Source organism: Nocardia vinacea, from assembly GCF_035920345.1.
Classification (GTDB): domain Bacteria; phylum Actinomycetota; class Actinomycetes; order Mycobacteriales; family Mycobacteriaceae; genus Nocardia; species Nocardia vinacea_A.
In genome coordinates this window covers 561,234-582,073 of sequence record NZ_CP109149.1, presented here as the reverse complement: position 1 = coordinate 582,073, position 20,840 = coordinate 561,234, and the positions used below count along the sequence as shown (strand labels likewise).

Genomic DNA, 20,840 nt, shown 5'->3' with positions numbered 1-20,840 from the left:
CACGCATCATTCTCCCTCCTAGTTGGTGCGCCCGATGCCGGGGGACGCGACACCCCGGCACCGGGACGACTGCTGGGCTGGTCCGCCCATTCGCGGACCGCACATGCGAACCGTCCGATCACATCGGCCGGGGCGCCGGTGTAGATTGATGGCGGTCCGACGAACGGATCACGTTGCGGCAGTTTCGAATCGGTCATCGTTCCTCCCGTCGTGGTGTAGCCGAGACACTCGCTCCCGGGATGTATACAAACCATCTCTCCGGTTCCCGGGAGATTGAAGCCACACGACCGCTACGGAACCTCTACGCTGCGATTAGGGACCGACGATTACGGGTGGGCGAATCGCGATGATCGTGACCAGATGGACAGGGGTCGAGGTTAAAGTCATGCGCCTGGCTGCCCTGCGTGTGACGCAAAAGGAGTTCGCCGAGAAAATCGGGTGCTCCGAAGCGGTCATACGCAAATGGGAAAGCAGGGGTGTGACCATCACTCTGGCCGGAGAGTATGCAGCAGCGATGGATACGCTCTTGGGGCGCCTCGATGAACACCAGCGTCAGCGGTTCAAGGCGAGCATGACGGATATACCCGACACGTCGACGGCTCCCCCAACCCCGCTTCGATCAGTCGACGCCGACGGCTTCGAGACCGGCCTCGAGATTGCTGCGCGAATGCAGCGACTCGGGGACCTCCACGCCGATGACGACATAGCTGCGGTTTTGGCGCTCACTATCGATGATCTGGTCGACCGTTACGAGCTCGAAGGCCCGCGTGTTCTGGCGCCGGAGGCGGTCGCGGCGCGCCGACGAGTTGAGGAGTTGCTGCAGCAGCGGCGCCATCCAGCGCAGATCGCGCACCTCTACCGGCTTGCGGGACAGTTGTCCGGTGTCCTCGGGTATATGGCGGTCAACCGAGGGATGTTCGGCTGCGCCAAGATGTATTGCCGAGAGGCATCAGCCATCGCGATACGTACAGAGGACCGCGATCTGCAGGCTTGGGTTCTCGGCACCGAGAGCTTCTGCGCCTATTACGAAGGTCGCTTCACAGAGTCGGTTGCGCTAGCGCGCGAAGGGATCCGCCTGTCGGGCCAGAGACCTCAATCAATTCGTCTGTACTCGAATGGTCTTGCCCGTGCGCTCGGCAAGCTGGGCGACGCGGCTGGAGTCGCAGAGGCGATCGACCGCGCGACCGAGATAGCGACCGGGCACAAAAGCGGGCCGGGCCTGACACCGGCACTGACTTTTGCCCCATATGGCGAGGCTCGACTGATGGCAAACGCTGCGACTGCGTATCTGTCGGCCGGCGATTACGAGCAGGCATTGCAGTTCGGCCAATATGTCGAAGATCGAGTCGACGAATCTGACTCGGTCTGGAGTCGGTCACTGGTCCGTCTGGATGTTGCGACCGCGCTCATTCAGCGACAGTCCGCAGAGGTCGAGCATGCTGTGCAGTTAGGGATGGAGGCGCTGGCTGCATCGAGTGACCGGCCGATCCGTTCGGTGTGGCAGCGTGCGCACGAATTGGGCGAAGTAATCGGGGCGGTATCAACTTCGGCGTCGAGGGACTACCTGCGAGCCCTGCACGATTGGTCTTCGTCGGCGCGATCATTCGCCGCGCCCGAGGGCGGCTAGCGGGCCAACGGGATGACCGCGTGGTCGCGCCAGACGTACTGTCTGCCATCGCGCCGCAGTTCGACAAGGTGCACATCCTCGACCCGAACCGTCACCGGTGCGAGGTCCCGCAGCTGTTCGACGGCGGCGACCAGACCGTTGGCCACCTGTTGTACGTTGATATAGGCGATTCCGAGATGTGGTCGGAATTCTGATGTTTCAGTCAATTGGCTGCTCGGACGAACCGCGGCGGTGCATTCCCTGAGTGACCGGTGGAGCTCGAGCAAGGGATCCCATGGTGCAACCGAAAACCTGATGGCACTGCGAGATCCGACGAGAGGCCCGATGCTCAGGTCGAATGAGTTGATCCCGGCAAGCCGCTGACGAGTGAGTTCGGTCAATCGCGTGAGTTCGGTATTGGATACCTGATCGGTGTTGCCGATGCTCAGCACTGTGAGGTGCAAGCTGTCCAGAGGCACGTGGTCGAGGGTGTCGGTTCCGAGTTGAACCTGGCACTTCGAGGCCAGATCGGCCAGTGTCGGATCACTGAACGTCAGATACCAGTAGAAGCCGGAGCGGCCAGGTGCCCACCCCTTCAACGTCCAGTGGTCATGGAGTTCGGTCAGCTCACGAAACGCCGACCAGTCGTTGCTTCGGATGATGCCAGGCTCTGATGTCGAGGTCGGACGCAACGGGGGAAACGGGAGTTTCGACGTGACGGTCATGCCTGTCAGCCGATCCAGTCGGCAAGTAGCTGATTGCTTCTGCCGGTGCGGATTTCGGATTCGAGCCAGGTGTTGACGACGGTGTTGAAGAGGGTGTCGCCCTTGGGCAGCAAGTAGGCCTTGGGGGCGGAGTCGAAGGGGGTGTCGGGGTGTAGGACCTGGAGGGTGGGGTGGGTGCGTTGGCGGTAGCGGCCCTCGACCGAGTCGGTGACGAAGACGTCGGCATTGTGTTGCTCGAGCTGGTCGTAGATGGTGAGGTTATCGGGCCAGATGGTGAGTTGGGCTTCGGGGAAGTTGGTGCGGGCGAAGGCTTCGTTGGTACCGCCGCGGTTGACGATTACCCGAACCTCGGGGCGGTTGATCTGGTCGACGGTGGCGTAGTCGGCGGCGTCGGTGCGGCGGACGACGGGAGTCTTGCCGTCGATGGAGGTGGGGATGGAGAAATCGGCGACGACGCGGCGGGCCGGGGTGTCGGAGATGCCGCCGACGGCGATATCGCAGCGTGCGAGGAAGTCGTCGGTCAGGGTGGACCAGGTGGTCGGAATCCATTGCGGGACAACATGCAAAGTGGCGGCGAGGTCGGTAGCGAGGGTGATGTCGACGCCGCGGTAGGTGCCGTCGTCTTCGCGCAGGGTGTAGGGCGGGTAGTCGCCGGTGGTGCAGACGCGCAGCACGCCCGACTGCTGCACGGTAATCAGGTGCGAGGCATCCTGTGCGGTCGCGACGGGCCCGGTGGCGAGTAGCCAGCTCAGGGTCGATATGACGGCTATCGGCAGGTATCGGAGCGGTCGGCGCATCGGGACAGGCTAACCGACCTGATAGTCGGCTGAGAACCCGACGAACGGGACACTTCTCAGCCGGTGCCGACCGTTGATACTGGTAGCTGGCCACCCACGAAGGAGTTCGACATGACCCTTATCGGCACCTTGCTCGGGTTAGCCCTGACGGTATTCATCCTGCTGCTACTCGCCCGGCTGGTACTCGATTGGGTAGGCGTGCTCGCCGATGGCAGGCACCCCCAGTGGGTGAACCGCGCCCGCGACCTGAGCCATTCCGCGACCGAACCGGTGATCGCCCCGGTGCGCCGGTACCTACAACCGGTCCGGTTGGGCGGACTTTCCATCGACCTGGCGTTCACCGTGGTCTTCATCGTCGCCCTGGTCCTGCGTCAGATCTTCTTCAGCCTGTAACCGAGGCGCGAGAGTACTGCACGAAATCCGGCGCAGAACTCGTCGAGTTGCCCGGCATCGGACATTTCGAACTCATCGATCCCGATTCCACCGCATGGCCTTTCGTCGTGCAGGCGCTGCATCGGTGCCTCCGTTAACCCGGTGCGCGCCGCACAGCGTGCCTGGGCAGTGCGCGGACGCGTCGCGAAGTAGAGCCTGGACGACCGCCGTGCGCGGATCGTCGTCGAGGATGGCGCGACTGTGCGCGACGCCGAAGGTACTGGATCTGCCGCCGAGACCGTGGGTCAGAACTCCTCCGGCAGCGGCTCGTGGTCGAAATCGACGCGGTTGCGGGTCGGATCCGCCGGGTCATAGAGCACGCGGACTCGCCCGCTCAACCGCACGAGTTCACTCGGATCCTCGCGCAACATATCGCTGTCCGCGTGAAAGGTTCGCCGCGATATCGGGTCGACCCACCCAGCCTGCAGCACGAAAACCAGTGGCCGGTTGCTGTCGGAGTCATGGTGTGTCACTCGCACCCGGGTGTGTTCGGCTGGAACCCAGATTTCCCGACCACGCTGATCGAGCCATTCCCGCAGTTTCAGCTTTCGTCGCCCGTAGCCGTATCCGACGACGCCGACGACGCCGACCAGGACGCCGAATCCGCCCGCGACCAGCGGTCCACCGTAGGTCGAGTGCAGATCCGCCACCTCCGCATCGGCGGGATCCTTCGGGTCATAGGCGACGGGCACCCGCTCACCGGTCGAGTAGGTGTGCAGCACGCTGTGTGTCGTAGTTCTGGTCGTGTATCGCTTTCCGTCGACGACGAATTCGACCACCCGACCGTCGCCCGAGCCTGCGAACGACACAGTTCCGTCGGTACGCGCGGCGCCCTCGAGCGCTCGCATGCTCAGCACGCCCCACACCACTGCCGCCAACATAATCGCGATCCCGATCGCGTCGGCGATGAGCGCACCGCGCGTCGGGTGAAACGTCCTGGGGCTGGTGGTTCCAAGATCCATCGTGTCCTCGTGTCCGGTCGCCGTCGATCACCTAGACGGTTATCGCCCCTGACCCGCCCGGCGTAGCACAGCAGCAAAATCCACTGCCCGATCGCGCATGTTCCGCGTCGTACGAGTGACACCGAAACCGGCGTTACGGCGGTGTCTCCCAACAACATCGGTCGGGAGATGCGCTGTAAGATCGGGTCTCATGGGTTGGGAAGCCGGGCCCGGTTCAGGAGACGGCTCGCGCGGTGACCTGACCGGACGCTGGACTGCCGCGCTGACAGGTGGGGCGCGTGATCATGTGGTACCGATGACTGCGAGTGAGGCGCGCATGCTGCTGACGCGACTGGCTATGGAGTTCGAAACAGCAACGCAGACAACCGAATCCGCTGATCGGGTGACCGAGTTGGGTGCGGAGTTGGCGCGGTCGCATTTCGTCGGCGACGAGGTGCTCGGGCGCAGCATAGCGGCGCTCAGCGCGCATTTCACCGAAGCGGGCACCATCGCGGCGGATCGGCTGCCCGAATTGCTGGCCGCCTTCACAAATGGGTATATCCGCGCATTCCGGGCGTGGCTACTGGCCGAGCAGGAGAGTGTCCGCGCCGCCGAAATCGCCGCCCGACGCGCCGTCGCCGAACAGTTGCGCGCGAGTGAGGCGCGGCTGCGATACCGCGCCAACCACGATCATCTGACCGGCCTGCCGAATCGGACGAAATTCATCGACACGCTCGCCGCCGCCTTCGCCGATCCGAGCGCCGACTTCGGCCTTTGCTATGTCGACCTCGACCATTTCAAGCTCGTCAACGACACCTTCGGCCACGCATTCGGCGACCAACTGCTCATCCAGGCCGCCACCCGCCTGCGCGCCTGCGCCCAACCCGGCCAATTGGTGGCGCGCATGGGCGGCGACGAATTCGTCATCCTGGTCCCGCAATCCGGGGAAACCGTGGCCGCGGTCGCGAAGCTGATACTCGAGGCATTCACCAAACCGTTCGACATCGACGGCCACCACCTCACCGTCACCGCGAGCATCGGCGTCATGGAGGGACGCACCGAACACACCACCGCCGATGAACTCCTGCAGGCCGCCGACACCACCATGTACTGGGCCAAGGCCGCGGGTCGCGGCCGCTACGCGGTCTTCGACGCCGATCGCGGCCGGCGCGAACACACCCGCGCCGAACTCTCGGCGGCCATGCCCGCCGCCCTGCTCCGCGACGAACTGTTCCTGGACTACCAGCCCATTGTCGCGCTCACCGACCAGCGGATCGTCGCGGTGGAGGCCCTCGTGCGCTGGCGGCATCCGCACCTCGGCGTACTCGCCCCCGCGCAATTCGTGGATCTCGCCGAGGACAACGGCCATATCGGCGCATTGGGCGCGCAGGTGCTCGAACGGGCGTGCCGCGACAGCCGGGACTGGCACGACCGGTTTCCGGGCCGGGCGCCGATCGTGAGCGTCAATGTTTCCGCCGCCGAGGTCGCCGACCCGACCTGGCTGGATCGGGTTCAGGACGTCATCGCCGAGACCGGTATCCCACCGGATCGGCTACAACTCGAACTGACCGAGCGGGCGTTCATGCACACCACCGGTCGCCCGCTCCAGGCATTGCGCACGTTATCCGAGGCGGGGGTCCACATCGCCATCGACGATTTCGGTACGGGATACTCCAATCTCGCCTACCTGGGCCAGTTGCCGCTCGATGTCGTCAAACTCGCGGGACCGTTCATCCGCTGCATCCGGACCCCGGAATCCCCCGGTGCCACCGATCTGCTGGTGCTCGAATCCATTATCGAACTCACCCATGCCCTCGGATTCACCCTCACCGCCGAATGCGTCGAAACGCAATATCAGGCCGATCGGCTGGAATCGCTCGGCTGCGATAGCGCGCAGGGCTGGCTTTTCCACCGCCCCATGCCCGTCGAGCAGATCACCGAACTACTGTCCGGCTGACCACATCAGATTCGTTGCGTCGCATGGGCATTCACCAATGCGAGCAGGAATTCCGTTGGCACGTCCGGCCATTCGGGATGCCAGCGTCCGGCGAGCTGATCTTCGTACACGGCTGCGAGTGTGGCGACGACGTGTGGTCCCCCGTCCAGCAGATAGCGGACCGATCCGAGTTCGGCGCACTGGGCTGTTACCGTGGCCAGCAAGGTCTTTGCCGCATCGGTGCGGCCTGCGGCGGCGAGGCAGGCGATCAACATTCGGCGTGCTTTCAGCAATTCCCTCGGCCGCTGTACGGATTCGAGCAGATCAACCCATTCCTGGGCCCATGCGCAGGCGAGTTCGGTCTTCTCCGGTGTTTCCGCGACGAGCAGCAGCCGGATCGCGGTGAATTCCTCGTACAGTACGGTGAATTCGTCGATCGGGTCGACCGGCTCGCGGCGGTTTCCGTATTCGACGACGGGCAGCGGACCGAATTCCGGATGCGGCGGCAATCCCAGTCGCAGCCGCTCGTTCTCGACCTCGGCGCCCAGCCGCGGCAATGACATCGAACGCGCGACTCGCGCGCCCTCGTTCAATCGGCGAATCGCGGCCGCGCGATCACCGCGCAATGCTTTGATACGGGCCCCGACGACATAGCGCGCCAATTTGAAATCGACGACCCCCGCCTCGGGACCCAGCTTGTAGCCCTCGTCGAGCAGTCGCTCCGCATCCGCGACTTCCCCACGCTCATACAGCAATTCGCCGAGCAGGGATCCGGCCAACCGGGCGCCGTAGGAATGGCTGCCACCGGATTGCTTGGCCACCTTCATCGCCTTGCGGAAGTACTGTTCGGCACTGGCGATGTCGAGTTGCAGGCTCGCGGCCAGCCCGAGAAAGCACAGGCCGTGAATGTTGTTGTAGAAGCCCTTGTTCTGGCGCATATACGGTGCGGACCACTCCTGGATGCGCAGCGCCTCGTCGAAGTCGTAGCGATAGCCTGCAGTGAAGGTAGCGACATTCGCGCCGATCGCAACCACATACGGTGACAGTTCCTCGGCCCGGAAAAAGCAGGGTGCGAGCATGTCGTCGACTCCGGCCAGCTCATCCGCGCGCACCGCGACCACCGCATGCACCACACCGGCTTCGGCCCGCAGTCGCGCGGTGCCGCCTTCATCGAGTTCACCGAGGTCCAGCGTCGATTCCGCAAGGCGCAGTGCACGTTCGGCCGGTGCGGCCCGGTGCAGCAGGATATTCGCCCACGCCAGATCCAGTTGCAGCCGTGGATGGGTTTCGATGATGGTGGCGGGCAGCTTGTTGACCAGACCGATGAGACTGGCGAACTGCCCGTATTCGAGCAACGACATACCGTCCCGCTCGACGATCTCGATGGCCCGCTGCTCGTCCCCGGCCAGCAGGGCGTGATCGACCGCCTCGCTGACATGCCGATGCTCGGCCAACCACCGCGAGGCCACCCGGTGCAGTTCGGTGATCCGTTCGGGCCGATCGCGTTCCAGCCGCTGCTGCAGGAAATCCTGGAACAGGTGGTGATAGCGGAACCAATTGCCGTCATCGAGCTTGCGCAGGAACAGATCCTGCAGTTCGATCTGCTCCAGCATGGCCTGCCCGTCCGGTACGCCGGTGAGCGCCGAGGCGAGTTCACCGCAGATCCGCGGCGTGATCGAGGTCACCACCATGAAGTCGAGGGTTCCGGGCTCGAGGGTGTCCAGGACGTTCTCGACCAGGAACTCGCTGATGGCGTGGTGTCGACCGGTCAGATGGCTGATCAGCTCGCCGGGATCGTCGCTGCCGCGCAATGACAGTGCCGCCAGTTGCAGTGCCGCTACCCAGCCTTCGGTGGATTCGGTGAGATCTTCGATATCGGCGCGATCCAGATCCAGTCCGCCCAGCTCGACCAGGAACGTATACGCCTCCGCGATGTCGAAACGCAATGCGGTGGAACCGATTTCGACCAGTTCGTCGCGGGCCCGCATCGAACTCATCGGCAGTCCGGTCTGATTGCGGCTGGTGATCACCAGATGCAGTGTGGGACTGCAACCTTCGAGCAGGAAGCGCAATGCGCGGGTGGTGGCGGGATCGGTGGCGCAGTGCCAGTCGTCGATGACGACCACGAGTTCCTCACCGCGCCGGTCGATATCGTTGATCAGCGAGGTCAGCACATAGCGTTCGGATTCGTCGCCGTGCTCCTCGAGTAGTTCACCGAGCTCGCGCGCGAGCGAAGGTCGTGCGGCGCGAATGGCTTCGATCAGGTGCGAAAGGAACCAGACGACGTTGTTGTCGTCGTGATCGACGGTCAGCCAGGCCACCGCAAGGCCCTCGGCGGTCAGCGCCTCGCACCATTGGGCAGCGAGGGTGGTTTTGCCGAATCCGGTGGGGCCGTGGATGACCGCGAGTCTTCGGTTGCGTCCGTCGCGCAGCAGTGCGATCAGGCGCTGACGATCGACCAGCGGACGGTTGGCCACCGGCGGCCGCAAGCGGGTGGCGGGTACGGGTGGGGTGATGGTCGATGACGTCGCCGAGGTGCGGCGGCGGCCGGAGGTTGGTGTCGGTGACGGCCGATGTCCGACGCGTTCGGCGGCAGGTAGCGGGACCGGCATATCGTCGGGCGGCAGGCCGTGCCGCTCCTGGATCTCGCGCAGTTGCGCACCGAATTCGGCTGCGCTGGAAGGTCGGTCCGCGCGCTCTCGGGACATTGCGCCTTCGATCGCGGCGGTCACGTCCGGGGGCAGGCCCGCCTCGCCGAGATCTGGTATCGGCTGTTTGGTGATGCGCAGGAACTGGGCGACCAACTGCTCGCCATTGCGTCGCTCGAAGACCGCGTGACCGGTGCTGGCGCAGAACAGGGTCGAGGCCAGACTGTAGATATCGGAGGTCACGTCCGGGACATGACCCTGCAGCACCTCGGGCGCGGTGAAGGCGGGTGAACCGGTGATCGTGCCCGCGGTCGTCTCGAAGCCGCCGACCAGCCGGGCGATGCCGAAATCGGCCAGCTGCGGTTCACCGTATTCGGTGAGCAGGATATTGCCGGGTTTCACATCGCGGTGCAGCAGGCCGCGTCGGTGCGCGGTCTCCAGTGCGCCCGCGATTTTCACCCCGATGTGTAGTGCGTCCTGCCAGCCGATCGGACCGTGCTCCTGGACGCGGGTGTCCAGTGAGCCGTGCGGGTGGTACGGCATCACGATGTAGGGCCGTCCGGTCGCGGTGGAGCCAACCTCGAAAACGCTGACGATATTGGGATGACCCGACAGCTTGCCCATGGCGAGCTGTTCACGGACGAAACGTTCGAGGTTCTCCGATTCCAGGTCGGCGGTGAGTACCTTGATCGCCACCATGCGCTCGAGTGCGGGCTGGGCACACCGATAGACAACGCCGAATCCGCCACGTCCGATCTCAGCGGCATCGGTGAACCCGGCGGCGGCCAGCTCTGCCGCGAACCCTGAGGTGAGGTCGCGTTGCGTGGAAAGCGGATCGATATGCGACACGACGACCCCGATTACAACTACCAGCCAGCTACTTCGAGCATATTCCCGTCGCGACGATTCCGCGCGGGCTCGGTAAGATGCCGCCGCATTTGCCTGCGGTGCAGGCGATCCTGGTCGCCGAATATCCGGCCGCCGAAACTATTCGCGCCGCGCACTCCGGGGGCTACCGGTTGGCGAACAGTGTCACGATCCGTCTTCGGTGAGCCAGAAGCCGGTTCGCTCGCGCCACAGGTCGAGCAGGTCCCGGTTGCCGCTGATTTCGAGCGTGCCGAGCGCTCGGCGGTGGTAGACGAACCGCAGCAGATCGGCGACGGTACCGCGGACGATCACGGATGCCGGTTCGTCGGCGCGCATTTTCGACGAGCGATGCGAGCGTGCCGGTCCGCCTTGGGATTTCGGCACAGAGCCGGGTGAAGTTCAGCAAGCGCCTACCCTTCGGCGATGGCCGCGAGTCGGTTGATGGACGCTTGGAGTTTGTCGGACGTGGTGGCGCGGGCGCGTGGGAGCCGGTTCTCGTCGGTCAATCGCGACCAGTCGTAGGTGTGTGTGACCCGCGTGTGTGCCGCGTCCACCGGCTCGAGTTCCCAGCGCCACAGGTGGCCCGGTGGTTCGCTCGCCGGTTCCGCAGGCAGCCAGGCGATCCGGCGACCCTCTTCGAATTCCACGATGTGGTTCTCGCGGATATGGCCCTTGGTGGTGGTCATGGCGAAGATATCGCCGACTTCCTTGACGCGTTGGCCCGCCGGGGCTTCGGCCAGGTTGTCGTTGCCGTCCCAGCGCGGCTGTTGCGCGGGATCGGCGATCAATTCGAAGATTTCATCCGCACCGGCCGCGATCTCCCGGCTGGCGGAAACAATGCGTGGCACCTCGCTGTCGTCGGTCATACCATGATCGAAGCATCCGAGCCCGACTCTCGCCAGGTCTTGTGTGGCGATTTCCAATCGGGGCAATCAATTCGGGTCTTTCAAACCGCCGATCCACCTACACTCGCGCCGTGAGCATCCCCACCGAGCCGATCGGCAGCATTCCTCGTTCCTCCGACCTGCTGGCCGCCATGGCGGCCCACGACTCCGGCGAGCTCGACGCGCCCGCGCTCGCCGAACTCCAGGCCCGCGCGGTCGCCGAAACCATCGACGAACTGGCCGCCCTCGGCTCTCCGGTTGTCACCGACGGTGAGCAGACCAAACCGAGTTTCGCCACCTATCCCATCACCGGACTGCCCGGACTGGCACCCGACGGCGCGGTGATCCCCTTCGCCGACGGACATCAGCGACAGTTACCGAGGCTCACCGCGGGACCATTTCGCTACCAGACCTACGCGGAGCAGTATCTGCGTGCGGCACAACAATATTCGCAGGTTCCGGTGAAGCAGGCGGTGATCGCGCCGTCCGCGCTGAGTCTGCTCTATCCGGCCGACGGCATCGAGGGCTACGACCGCGAAGCGTTCCTGGCCGACCTGGCCGACGAAGCCGAAAAAGATATCCGCGGCTGCCTCGACGCGGGCGCGCACTCGGTGCAGTTGGATTTCACCGAGGGCCGACTCTCGCTCAAGCTGGATCCGAGCGGAGGCGTCCTCGATAGTTTCATCGAGCTGAACAACTCGGTGCTGGAACGCTTTTCGGATGCCGAGCGCGCCCGTATCGGCGTGCACACCTGCCCAGGCGGCGATCAGGACTCCACGCACAGCCTCGATGTCGAATACACCGCGCTGCTACCGAAACTGTTGCAGCTCAGGGTCGGTGCGTTCTATGTACAGCTGGCGAGCGAGCCGGATCCCGACAAGATCCTGGCCGTCATCGCCGAATTCCTGCCCGCCGACGCCCATATCTTCGTCGGTGTCACCGACCCCATCGACCCGCAGGTCGAAACCCGGGAGCAGGTCCGGGACCGCGTCCTCAACGCTGCCCGCTACCTGCCCGTCGACCGCCTCGGCACCTGCGACGACTGCGGCTTTTCGCCGTTCGCCGACGACACGTCCACCTCCCGCGATATCGCCTTCGCCAAGGTCCGCGCCCGCATCGAAGGGACCGCTCTGGCGGCCGCGGAACTGGGCGTCTGATCGCCGGAATCAGACCTGCGGTGTAGTGGGCCCCGCGTCGATCCGCGGGAGCGGATTCTCCGCTTCCAGCAGGTACCCGATCTCCAGCAATGTGCGCTCGTCGCCGTAGGCCGCGCTGCACATGACGCCGATCGGGACACCGCTGGACCCTACGCGCATCGGCATCGATAGGGCGGGCGTCCCGGTCACATTGCCGATCGGGGTGTAGCCCACATATATCCGCAGCCGCTCGATCAACTCTTCGGACGGCACCTTCGGATCGAGATAACCCAGCGGCGGAACCACATGGGTGACCACCGGCGAAAGCACGAGCTCGTACCGCGTGAATACCTCGGCATAGATCCGGTAGGCCCGGCGCAGCCGGTGCAGCGCGGCCGGTGTGCGCAGGATGCGCTGCCGGTGATAGCGGCCGAGACCGCGCGTGAGATCGTCGAGCGCATGGCGATCGAATGACCTGCCGTGCAGGATCTTGCCGCCGATGGCCGACATATCGGCAAGGAACGCCCAGTACAACAGGAAGTCGTCGGCGAGGTGCGGCGGGAAGGGTACGGCCATCGGCTCGATGTGATGTCCGAAGCGTTCGAGCAGCTTGGCCGCGAATTCGACCGTACCGCGTGTTTCGGCATCGGGTTCGGCACCGGTTCCCGCGATGGTCAGCAGCCCTATACGCAGGCTGCGGTGGGCCGGGCCGTGCACTTCGCCGATCGGCACGAGATCCGGATTCCGCCAATACCGTTCGGCGGCAGCGGTATATGCGGCGGTATCGCGCACCGTCCTGGTCAACACGCCCTCGGAGATGAGTTTTATCGGCAGGTGCTTGTCCAAGGCGTTGTCCAGGTGTCGATATCGGCTCGGCTTCAGTGCGACCAATCCGGCGCATGCTGCCGGAATCCGCAACGATCCCCCGCCGTCATTGCCATGGGCGACCGGCACGACACCGGCCGCGACCATGGCGGCCGAACCGCCGGAGGATCCCCCGATCGAATACTCCGGATTCCACGGATTCCTGGTCGGCTCGGCGGCTTGGAATTCGGTCGTCGGGCTCAGGCCGAACTCCGGCATCCGTGATTTGCCGAGTACCGTCACCCCGGTGCTGAGGAACTGCGCGGTGTAGGCGTCGTCGCGAGCGGCCGGACGGGCCACGAATGCGGCGCTGCCCTGGTTGGTCGGCATGCCGGCGACATCGGCATTGTCCTTGACGAACGTCGGAACGCCATACCACGCGCCGGTGCGCTCCGACGCGTATCGCGGCCGCTCGACACTCGAGTACGCGATGGCATTGAGCTGCGGCTCCACCAGCGCCGCCCGGTCGATCGCCGCGCGGGCCAATTCCTTCGGACTCACCGCCCCCGACCGGACCATGGCCGCCAAAGCGACGGCATCATGGTCGGCCAGGACGTCATCGGAGAATGCGTGTATTCGATCGGCCATAACACTGCCCACAGCTGCGAATCGCGGGTCCGGGCGCGTTGAACCCTGCCTGGTGGACGTTCGTCCGGATAGGGGAAATGATACGCGCCCGGTCTCCGAATCAGAAATATTGACGTCCGCAACAGGATTGTACGGGTGATTATTTTCCCCGCACGTCCCACGACGAGAATATTGTTGGCGGCGTTGCGGTCCCGGTCATGGGCGAGAAATACCGTTCCGCCGCGTCCTTCATCACCGTGACCGACGACGAGGCCGATGGCAATTCCCGCGATCAGCGGATTGGGACGTGTCGTTGAACACCACCCTGGCACACCCGAATGCCCGTGTCAGACAGACGATCTGGCCTCAGCAGCACAACCCGACGCGCCGATGCGATCTCCATTGCACCCGAGTGCGCATCAGAAGACTTGCAGCGGAGGGGATTTAGGGAAGGTAATGGGCAGGGCGACCAGGGCACGGTGGAACGGTCCCGGTCGCCATTCCAGTTCTTCGACGGAGACGGCCAGCCGCATTTCCGGTAGGGCATCCAGCAGTTGATCGATCGCGTCCTGTGCGATCAGGCTCGCGATCGAGCGGGCGGGGCAGGCGTGCGGGCCGACACTCCACGCCAGGTGGGAGCTGTTGTCGGTGTACTCGCCGGTGGTGATCGCGGGATCGTTATTGGAGCCGGTCATGCTGACGACGACCGGCTGGTGCGCGGGCAACCACGAGCCCTCGATCAGGATCGGCTGCCTCGGGAAGGTGATGCAGTAGTTCGATAGTGGCGGGTCGGTGAACAGCACCTCGTCCAATGCATCGCGCGTGGACATGGTGCCGCCGAGTATCCCGCCGCCGAACCGGGTGTCGGTCAACATCAGCCGCAGCGTATTGACGATCAGATTCTGGGTCGGTTCCATACCCGCGCCGAACAGGCTCAGCACCTGGTGGATCATCTCCGGGTCGTCGAGCTTCGCCGAATGGGCGAGCAATCCGGAGACGATATCGTCGCCCGGCTGGTCGCGCTTGAGCTGGATCAGCTCGAACATCGCATCCATGACCATCTTGTTGCCCTCGACGGCGGCCTCCCCGCCTTCCATCAATGCGGCCATGCCGGCCGCGGCACGCTGGCTGATCTCCTGCGGGCAACCGAGTATTGCGTTGATCACCGTGAATGCCAGCGGCAATGCGTACTGCCCGACCAGATCCGCCACGCCTTCCTGACAGAAGGTGTTGATCAGCGGAGTGGCGATCTTCTCCACGGTGGAATGCAACGCGAACAGGTCGACGACACCGAGGCCGGCCACGGTCGCCTCCCGGTAGCGGGTGTGCTCGAGGCCGGCGGAGCGAATCGCCGCCGGACGCCATTCGAGCATCGGCCGCACCGGGCAGTCCTCGGGAACGCCTTGCTGCCAGTTTCGCGAATCGTGCGGAAAATGGTCGGGATCATTGAGGATCTGCAGCGCGGTGTAGTAGCCGATCACCAGGGTCGCCGGTACGCCGGGAGCCAACTCCACCGGCACCAGCGAACCGTATCTCTTCCGCATCTCGCGGTACGCCTCGTGCGGGTTCGCGGCGAATTCCGCTGAGTAGAGCGAGATTCGGGGGCCGTTGGTATCGATCGGCGATCCGTGCGCGACAGCGGACGGGCGGGTGGTGGTGGTTGCCGACTCTGGCGTGGTCAAGAGACGTGACTCCAGTCGTTGTGCAGAAGCGATGAGCATGGTGCGCGACCGCAGGCGCATCCGTGCCGCCTGCGCAGAGCAGAGTCAGACTACGTTGACTGCCCGGTCCGCGCGTACCGAGCGCCCCACCCTTGGCTATACGACATGTGACCGGCATTACAGTAGGTAGGGGCGACACGAAGGACACCGATTGAGCACAGCAGCGCACGGCAACCCCTGGGTGGCCGTTCGACCGGAGGACGACCTCGCGCAATTGGCGCGACAGGTGTCCTGTGCGCATCGCTGCTTCATCGAAGGCGACGAGCAGCTGCCGATCGATCCGGTGCGCCCGGTGGTGCTGGATTCCTGGCGGCGCAGCCGCAGCAACGGCGTCGATCCGGACCGCTTCGGCGCCGGTGTCGACCTCGATGGTCTTGAACTGCAACGGTATCGGGCCACGCATCCGACCGCGCTGATCCGACCGGTGGTGCGCAAACTGCTGGTCGAGGATGCCGCCGAGGCCGGACTGCTCGTCGCGATCAGCGATGCCGAGGGCCGATTGCTGTGGGTGGAGGGCGATTCGAAGGTCAAGGACCGCGCGCTGGCCATGAATTTCGTCGAGGGTGCGGACTGGAGTGAGGACCGTGTCGGCACCAATGCACCCGGCACCGCACTCGCGCTCGATCACCATGTGCAGATCTTCGGGGCCGAACACTTCAGTCGCGTGGTACACGAATGGAGTTGTTCCGCTGCGCCCGTGCATGATCCGCGCAGCGGCCGGATCATCGGCGCCATCGATATCACCGGCGGACCCCGCGTCGCGGCGCCGGAGGTGTTGTCACTGATCCGCGCGACGGTATCGGCCGCGGAATCCGAACTGCGACTGCTCATGCTCGATGCGCCGAAAGCGCTCGCGTCGACGACGGCACGCCTCGAGGCGCTCGGCCCTGCCCGGCCGACCCTGATCCGCGGCGGTGAGCGCATCCGTCTATCGCAGCGCCATGCCGAAATCCTGTTGCTGCTGGCCAATTACCCGGAGGGACTGAGCGCCGACCACCTCGCCATGCTGCTCGACGAATCCGAGCTGGATCCGGTCACGGTGCGCGCAGAGATGTCGCGGGTGCGAAAGATGTTGGGCGCCAATGGCCTCGGCTCCCGTCCGTATCGGCTGCTGATGGATCTGGATACCGATGTCGACGAGGTTCGGCGTGCACTCGCGCGCGGCGATACCTCGGCGGCGTTGCGCGCCTATCCCGGCCCGATCCTGCCCCGCTCGCTCGCACCGGGCATCGCAGAATTGCGCGTCGAATTGCGTGGGCGCCTGCGTGCGGCCCTGTTGACGGCCGGTGATCGCCGCCTGCTCGCCCGCTGGACCGGTTCGGCCGACGGGCGCGAGGACGTTGCGGCGTGGACCGCCTACCTCTCCTCGCTGGACCGTCAGTCCTCGCTGTATGCCCAGGTAAAGACACAATTACGACTACTCGACCGCAGATTGGGCATCTGACCGGTTTCTTGCAACTGTCGTGCAACATGGGCACTTCTAGTGTTCCGGATCACACCTGACGTGAAAAGTCAGCAGATCGAGGAGCATTCGATGACCGTCTTCGCCCGCCCAGGCACACCCAGCGCCGCCATGTCGTTCCAGACCCGATACGACAACTGGATCGGCGGCGAATGGGTCGCGCCCGTCAAGGGGCAGTACTTCGAAAACCCAACTCCCGTAACGGGTCAGCCGTTCTGCGAGGTCGCGCGCGGCACCGCCGAAGATATCGAACTCGCCCTCGATGCCGCGCACGCCGCCGCACCTGCTTGGGGCAAGACCTCGGTCGCCGAGCGCGCCATCATCCTCAACAAGATCGCCGACCGCATCGAGGAGAACCTCGACGCGCTCGCCCTCGCGGAGGCCTGGGACAACGGCAAGCCGATCCGGGAAACCCTGGCCGCCGATATCCCGCTGGCCATCGACCACTTCCGTTACTTCGCCGGTGCCATTCGCGCACAAGAGGGTTCGCTGTCGCAGATCGACGCCGACACCGTCGCCTACCACTTCCACGAGCCGCTCGGTGTGGTCGGCCAGATCATTCCGTGGAACTTCCCGATTCTGATGGCCACCTGGAAGCTCGCGCCCGCGCTCGCCGCCGGTAATGCGGTAGTGCTCAAGCCCGCCGAGCAGACCCCGGCCTCGATCATGTTCCTGATCGGTCTCATCGGTGATCTGCTGCCGCCCGGTGTGGTCAACATTGTCAACGGTTTCGGTGTCGAGGCGGGTAAGCCGCTGGCCTCCAGCCCGCGGATCAAGAAGATCGCCTTCACCGGTGAGACCACCACAGGCCGCCTGATCATGCAATACGCATCGCAGAACCTGATCCCGGTCACGCTGGAACTCGGTGGTAAGAGCCCGAATATCTTCTTCAGCGATGTCCTCGCCGCCAATGACGACTTCCAGGACAAGGCGCTCGAGGGCTTCACCATGTTCGCGCTGAACCAGGGCGAGGTCTGCACCTGCCCGTCGCGGGCGCTCATCCAGGCCGATATCTACGACGAATTCCTGGCCGCGGCCGTGGTGCGCACCAAGGCGGTGCGGCAGGGCGATCCGCTCGATACCGAGACCATGATCGGCGCGCAGGCCAGCAACGATCAGCTCGAAAAGATCCTGTCCTACCTCGAAATCGGCAAGGGCGAGGGCGCGACGCTGCTGACCGGTGGCGAGCGCGCCGACCTCGGCGGCGACCTGTCCGGCGGATACTACGTGCAGCCAACGGTTTTCGCGGGCAGCAATTCGATGCGGATCTTCCAGGAGGAGATCTTCGGACCTGTTGTCTCGGTGACACCGTTCGCGGATTACGACGAAGCCATCAAAATCGCCAACGACACCCTTTACGGACTCGGCGCAGGCGTATGGTCACGCGACGGTTCGGTGGCATACCGGGCCGGACGCGATATCCAGGCCGGACGGGTGTGGACCAACACCTACCACCAGTACCCGGCGCACGCGGCCTTCGGCGGCTACAAGCAGTCCGGCATCGGCCGCGAGAACCACCGCATGATGCTCGACCACTATCAGCAGACGAAGAACCTGCTGGTCGGCTACGCATCGAAGGCGCAAGGCTTCTTCTGATGGCCGCAGTCCCTCGGCGCGTGCGCGCCACCGCGGCGGCGATGGATCTGCTCCGTCGCCTTCGCGGGCAGCACGGCCCGCTGATGCTGCACCAGTCCGGTGGTTGCTGCGACGGATCGGCTCCGATGTGCTATCCCGCAGGCGAATTCGTTATCGGCGATCACGATGTGCTGCTCGGATTGCTCGATCTGCGAATGCGGGTCGACGAGTTGCCGGCTACTGCGCCGGAGCCGGACGATATTGCACCGGTGTGGATCTCGGGACCACAGTTCGCTGCCTGGCAGCACACCCAGCTCGTTCTCGATGTCGTGCCGGGTCGCGGGTCGGGCTTCAGTCTGGAATCGCCGGAAGGGTTTAGATTCCTCAGTCGTGGAAGGGTTTTCGATAACGGTGAGCTGGCCGTTCTGGCTGAAACCGAATCGGTGACGGGCGCGGGCTGGGAGCGAGGGGAACGTCCTGCGGTGTCGAGCGAACCACAGGTAGTCGCCGAGGCAGCCGATGCCTGCCCGGTTCCCGGTAGCGGAGCGCGGCCCTCGGCTTGACAGCTGACTTTTACTGCGGCCCTGTCGTTTCCGGCTCAGACTCCGGTTCGCGGCCCGATCGCCACCAGGTCGAGCACCAGATCCTGGAGCACCCGGCGCGTGGTGTGCGCCTGCGCGATCAACGGCTCGGATGATTCCGTCTCGGCTAGCTCTACCAGCTTGTTGACTACATGGCAGACCGCAACGAGTCGGCGGATCGCTTGACGTCGCTCGGCGAGATTCATGGTGTCGGTGGCCATATTCACCAGATCGCCGCAACACCCCTGACCGTTTCGCCCGAGTTTGCTGGATCATGAAGTCGCACTTCCGGCAATCGTGACGCAACCGTCGATCATTCGGCGGACTGGAGGGCGGCACGGGCGGCGGTGCGGGCGCTGTCCGGGTCGGAGGTCGACAGGACGGCGGCCGCGGCGCGACGGCAGTCTTCGAGGGTGACGGCGGAGAGGGCGGCTCCGACGCCGGCTACCGCGACACCGGCGGCGGAGAGCGAACTGATGCCGAATCCGGTTAGGACACAGGCTAATAGGGGGTCGGCGGCGGCCTCGCCGCAGACGCCGACGGGCTTGTGCGCGGTCGCGCCGGCAGCCGCGGTGCGGGCAACCAGTGCCAGGACGGCGGGTTGCCAGGGGTCGGTGAGTGCGGCGAGGTCGGCGGACATGCGATCGGCGGCCATAGTGTATTGAGCGAGGTCGTTGGTGCCGATCGAGAGGAACTCGACATGCTCCAGAATGGCCTCGGCCAGGAGGGCGGCCGCGGGGACCTCGATCATGACGCCGGGAACCAATCCACGCGCTCGCACCTGGGCGGCGAACGATTTCGCTTCGGCCGCAGTGGAAATCATCGGGGCCATGACCCACGGTGTGGGCGTGCGGTCGGCGGCGGCCTGGGCGATCGCGTCGAGTTGGCGGTCCAGGATTCCGCTGTTGTGGGCGGCGATGCGGATGCCGCGCACGCCGAGCGCCGGGTTCGCTTCGTCGGCATGGTCGGCGAAACGCAGTGGTTTGTCCGAACCGGCGTCGAGAGTGCGTATCACCACCTTCGCCCCGGCATAGGCGTCGAGGACCTCGCGATAGATGCCCGCCTGTTCGGCGATGCTCGGCTCGGATTCGCGGTCCAGGAAACATAATTCGGTGCGGAACAGGCCGATGCCCTCGGCCGGTTGCGAGCGCGTCGCGCGGGCTCCGGCCGCGTCCTGGACGTTGGCGAGAATCTCGACCCGGTGTCCGTCGGCGGTCGCGCCCGGACCGGCCCAGGCCGCCGTGCGCGATTCCTGCGTGCGGTATTCGGCCACGGCGCGGGCGGCGGTTTCCGGATCCGGACCGATGGCGACCTGTCCGGCCGCCCCATCGATCAGCACGTCCACTCCGGCGGGCACATCGTCGAGTCCGGCGATCGCGACCACGCACGGGATACCGAGCTGGCGGGCGATGATCGCGGTGTGGCTGGTCGGACCGCCCCGCGAAGTGGCAAGGCCGACAATGAGATTCGGATCCAGTCCGGCGGTATCGGCCGGGGCCAGGTCGTCGGCGAGCAGGATCGATGGCCGGGCGGGCGTGGGAATGCCCGGTTCGGGCACACCGGCCAGCTCGGCGACCACCCGATCGCAGACATCGCGAAGGTCGGTGACGCGTTCGGCCATCAGCCCACCGAGTTTGGTGAACACCTCGGCGAACTGATCGGTGGCCGCGGTCGCCGCGACGGCGGCGGGACTACCCGCAGCGATCAATTTCTCGGCGGCGCCGAGCCAGCCACGATCGGCCGCCATCGCGGCATTCGCGACGAGCACCTCCGCGGCCGCCCCACTTGCGCGGGTGGCGCGCTCGCGCAAGCGCCGTGCAACCACCGATGTCGCGGCAAGGAAGGCTTCGTATTGCGATGCCCGATCGGACTCGGCGACCGGTTCGGCACGAAGGTCCGCGCGAATCCGCGGCGCCGGCCGCACGGTCGGCGCGGCGGCGATTCCGGGCACCGCCGGGGTACCACGCAATGTCATGGCGCTGCGCGCAACCTTCGCGGTGCCTGTGGCCTGCGGTGATCCGGACATTCGATTCCTCCTCCACGTCGATGTCGAGTGAGTGCGACCGATTACTCAGCTCGGCTCGTTGTGATCCAGACT

At 65.2% G+C, this 20,840-nt stretch carries 17 protein-coding genes; 7 read left to right on the top strand and 10 right to left on the bottom strand.

The annotated features are described in order from the left end of the window. Positions 1-346 precede the first annotated feature (346 nt). Positions 347-1,627, top strand: coding sequence for a helix-turn-helix transcriptional regulator (locus tag OIE68_RS02690; protein WP_327097807.1), 1,281 nt, complete (start codon positions 347-349; stop codon positions 1,625-1,627). Here OIE68_RS02690 and OIE68_RS02685 read toward each other — a convergent pair. Then, the gene (locus tag OIE68_RS02685) at positions 1,624-2,331 is read right to left on the bottom strand and encodes a 2'-5' RNA ligase family protein (RefSeq protein ID WP_327097806.1); all 708 of its coding nucleotides are present in this window, start codon (positions 2,329-2,331) and stop codon (positions 1,624-1,626) included. The genes OIE68_RS02690 and OIE68_RS02685 overlap by 4 nt on opposite strands. A 5-nt stretch (positions 2,332-2,336) precedes the next feature. Then, positions 2,337-3,128, bottom strand: a complete 792-nt coding sequence (locus OIE68_RS02680; protein WP_327097805.1) for a transporter substrate-binding domain-containing protein — start codon at positions 3,126-3,128, stop codon at positions 2,337-2,339. A gap of 111 nt (positions 3,129-3,239) precedes the next feature. Here OIE68_RS02680 and OIE68_RS02675 point away from each other — a divergent pair, with 111 nt between their 5' ends. Further along, the gene (locus OIE68_RS02675) at positions 3,240-3,521 is read left to right on the top strand and encodes a YggT family protein (RefSeq protein WP_327097804.1); all 282 of its coding nucleotides are present in this window, start codon (positions 3,240-3,242) and stop codon (positions 3,519-3,521) included. 284 nt (positions 3,522-3,805) lie between these two features. Here OIE68_RS02675 and OIE68_RS02670 read toward each other — a convergent pair whose 3' ends face one another. Continuing rightward, positions 3,806-4,522, bottom strand: a complete 717-nt coding sequence (locus OIE68_RS02670) for a DUF3592 domain-containing protein (protein ID WP_327097803.1) — start codon at positions 4,520-4,522, stop codon at positions 3,806-3,808. 295 nt (positions 4,523-4,817) lie between these two features. Here OIE68_RS02670 and OIE68_RS02665 point away from each other — a divergent pair, with 295 nt between their 5' ends. Further along, positions 4,818-6,458, top strand: coding sequence for a putative bifunctional diguanylate cyclase/phosphodiesterase (locus tag OIE68_RS02665; protein WP_327097802.1), 1,641 nt, complete (start codon positions 4,818-4,820; stop codon positions 6,456-6,458). Between the two features lie 5 nt (positions 6,459-6,463). On the opposite strand, the gene OIE68_RS02660 is transcribed toward OIE68_RS02665, so the two are convergent. From OIE68_RS02660 to OIE68_RS02650, 3 genes are all read right to left on the bottom strand, one after another. Beyond that, positions 6,464-9,934 carry a protein kinase domain-containing protein gene (locus tag OIE68_RS02660; protein WP_327097801.1) on the bottom strand — a complete coding sequence of 1,157 codons (3,471 nt, stop codon included), beginning with the start codon at positions 9,932-9,934 and terminating at the stop codon, positions 6,464-6,466. A 183-nt stretch (positions 9,935-10,117) separates the two neighbouring features. Beyond that, positions 10,118-10,336: a hypothetical protein gene (locus OIE68_RS02655; protein WP_327097800.1), complete on the bottom strand. Its 219-nt coding sequence runs from the start codon at positions 10,334-10,336 to the stop codon at positions 10,118-10,120. 26 nt (positions 10,337-10,362) lie between these two features. After that, positions 10,363-10,818: an SRPBCC family protein gene (locus tag OIE68_RS02650; protein ID WP_327097799.1), complete on the bottom strand. Its 456-nt coding sequence runs from the start codon at positions 10,816-10,818 to the stop codon at positions 10,363-10,365. Between the two features lie 110 nt (positions 10,819-10,928). Here OIE68_RS02650 and OIE68_RS02645 point away from each other — a divergent pair, with 110 nt between their 5' ends. Beyond that, the gene (locus OIE68_RS02645; RefSeq protein WP_327097798.1) at positions 10,929-11,993 is read left to right on the top strand and encodes a cobalamin-independent methionine synthase II family protein; all 1,065 of its coding nucleotides are present in this window, start codon (positions 10,929-10,931) and stop codon (positions 11,991-11,993) included. 9 nt (positions 11,994-12,002) lie between these two features. Here the strand turns inward: OIE68_RS02645 and OIE68_RS02640 are convergent, their stop codons facing one another. Both OIE68_RS02640 and OIE68_RS02635 read right to left on the bottom strand, forming a co-directional pair. After that, on the bottom strand, positions 12,003-13,424 hold the full coding sequence (locus OIE68_RS02640; RefSeq protein ID WP_327097797.1) for an amidase: 1,422 nt from the start codon (positions 13,422-13,424) through the stop codon (positions 12,003-12,005). Positions 13,425-13,822: 398 nt separating this feature from the next. Then, complete coding sequence (locus tag OIE68_RS02635) at positions 13,823-15,085, bottom strand: cytochrome P450 (protein WP_327097796.1); 1,263 nt, start codon at positions 15,083-15,085, stop codon at positions 13,823-13,825. A gap of 190 nt (positions 15,086-15,275) precedes the next feature. Between OIE68_RS02635 and OIE68_RS02630 the strand changes: the two genes are divergently transcribed. From OIE68_RS02630 to OIE68_RS02620, 3 genes are all read left to right on the top strand, one after another. Next, on the top strand, positions 15,276-16,568 hold the full coding sequence (locus OIE68_RS02630) for a transcriptional regulator (protein ID WP_327097795.1): 1,293 nt from the start codon (positions 15,276-15,278) through the stop codon (positions 16,566-16,568). A 90-nt stretch (positions 16,569-16,658) separates the two neighbouring features. Next, entirely contained in the window at positions 16,659-18,182 is a 1,524-nt protein-coding gene (gene adh, locus OIE68_RS02625) for an aldehyde dehydrogenase (RefSeq protein ID WP_327097794.1), read from the top strand. Continuing rightward, complete coding sequence (locus OIE68_RS02620) at positions 18,182-18,724, top strand: DUF779 domain-containing protein (RefSeq protein WP_327097793.1); 543 nt, start codon at positions 18,182-18,184, stop codon at positions 18,722-18,724. The genes adh and OIE68_RS02620 overlap by 1 nt, the downstream gene beginning before the upstream one ends. 35 nt (positions 18,725-18,759) lie before the next feature. Here the strand turns inward: OIE68_RS02620 and OIE68_RS02615 are convergent, their stop codons facing one another. Both OIE68_RS02615 and OIE68_RS02610 read right to left on the bottom strand, forming a co-directional pair. Next, positions 18,760-18,963: a hypothetical protein gene (locus tag OIE68_RS02615; protein ID WP_327097792.1), complete on the bottom strand. Its 204-nt coding sequence runs from the start codon at positions 18,961-18,963 to the stop codon at positions 18,760-18,762. Positions 18,964-19,055: 92 nt separating this feature from the next. Further along, positions 19,056-20,768 carry a phosphoenolpyruvate--protein phosphotransferase gene (locus tag OIE68_RS02610; protein WP_327097791.1) on the bottom strand — a complete coding sequence of 571 codons (1,713 nt, stop codon included), beginning with the start codon at positions 20,766-20,768 and terminating at the stop codon, positions 19,056-19,058. Between the last annotated feature and the right edge of the window lie 72 nt (positions 20,769-20,840).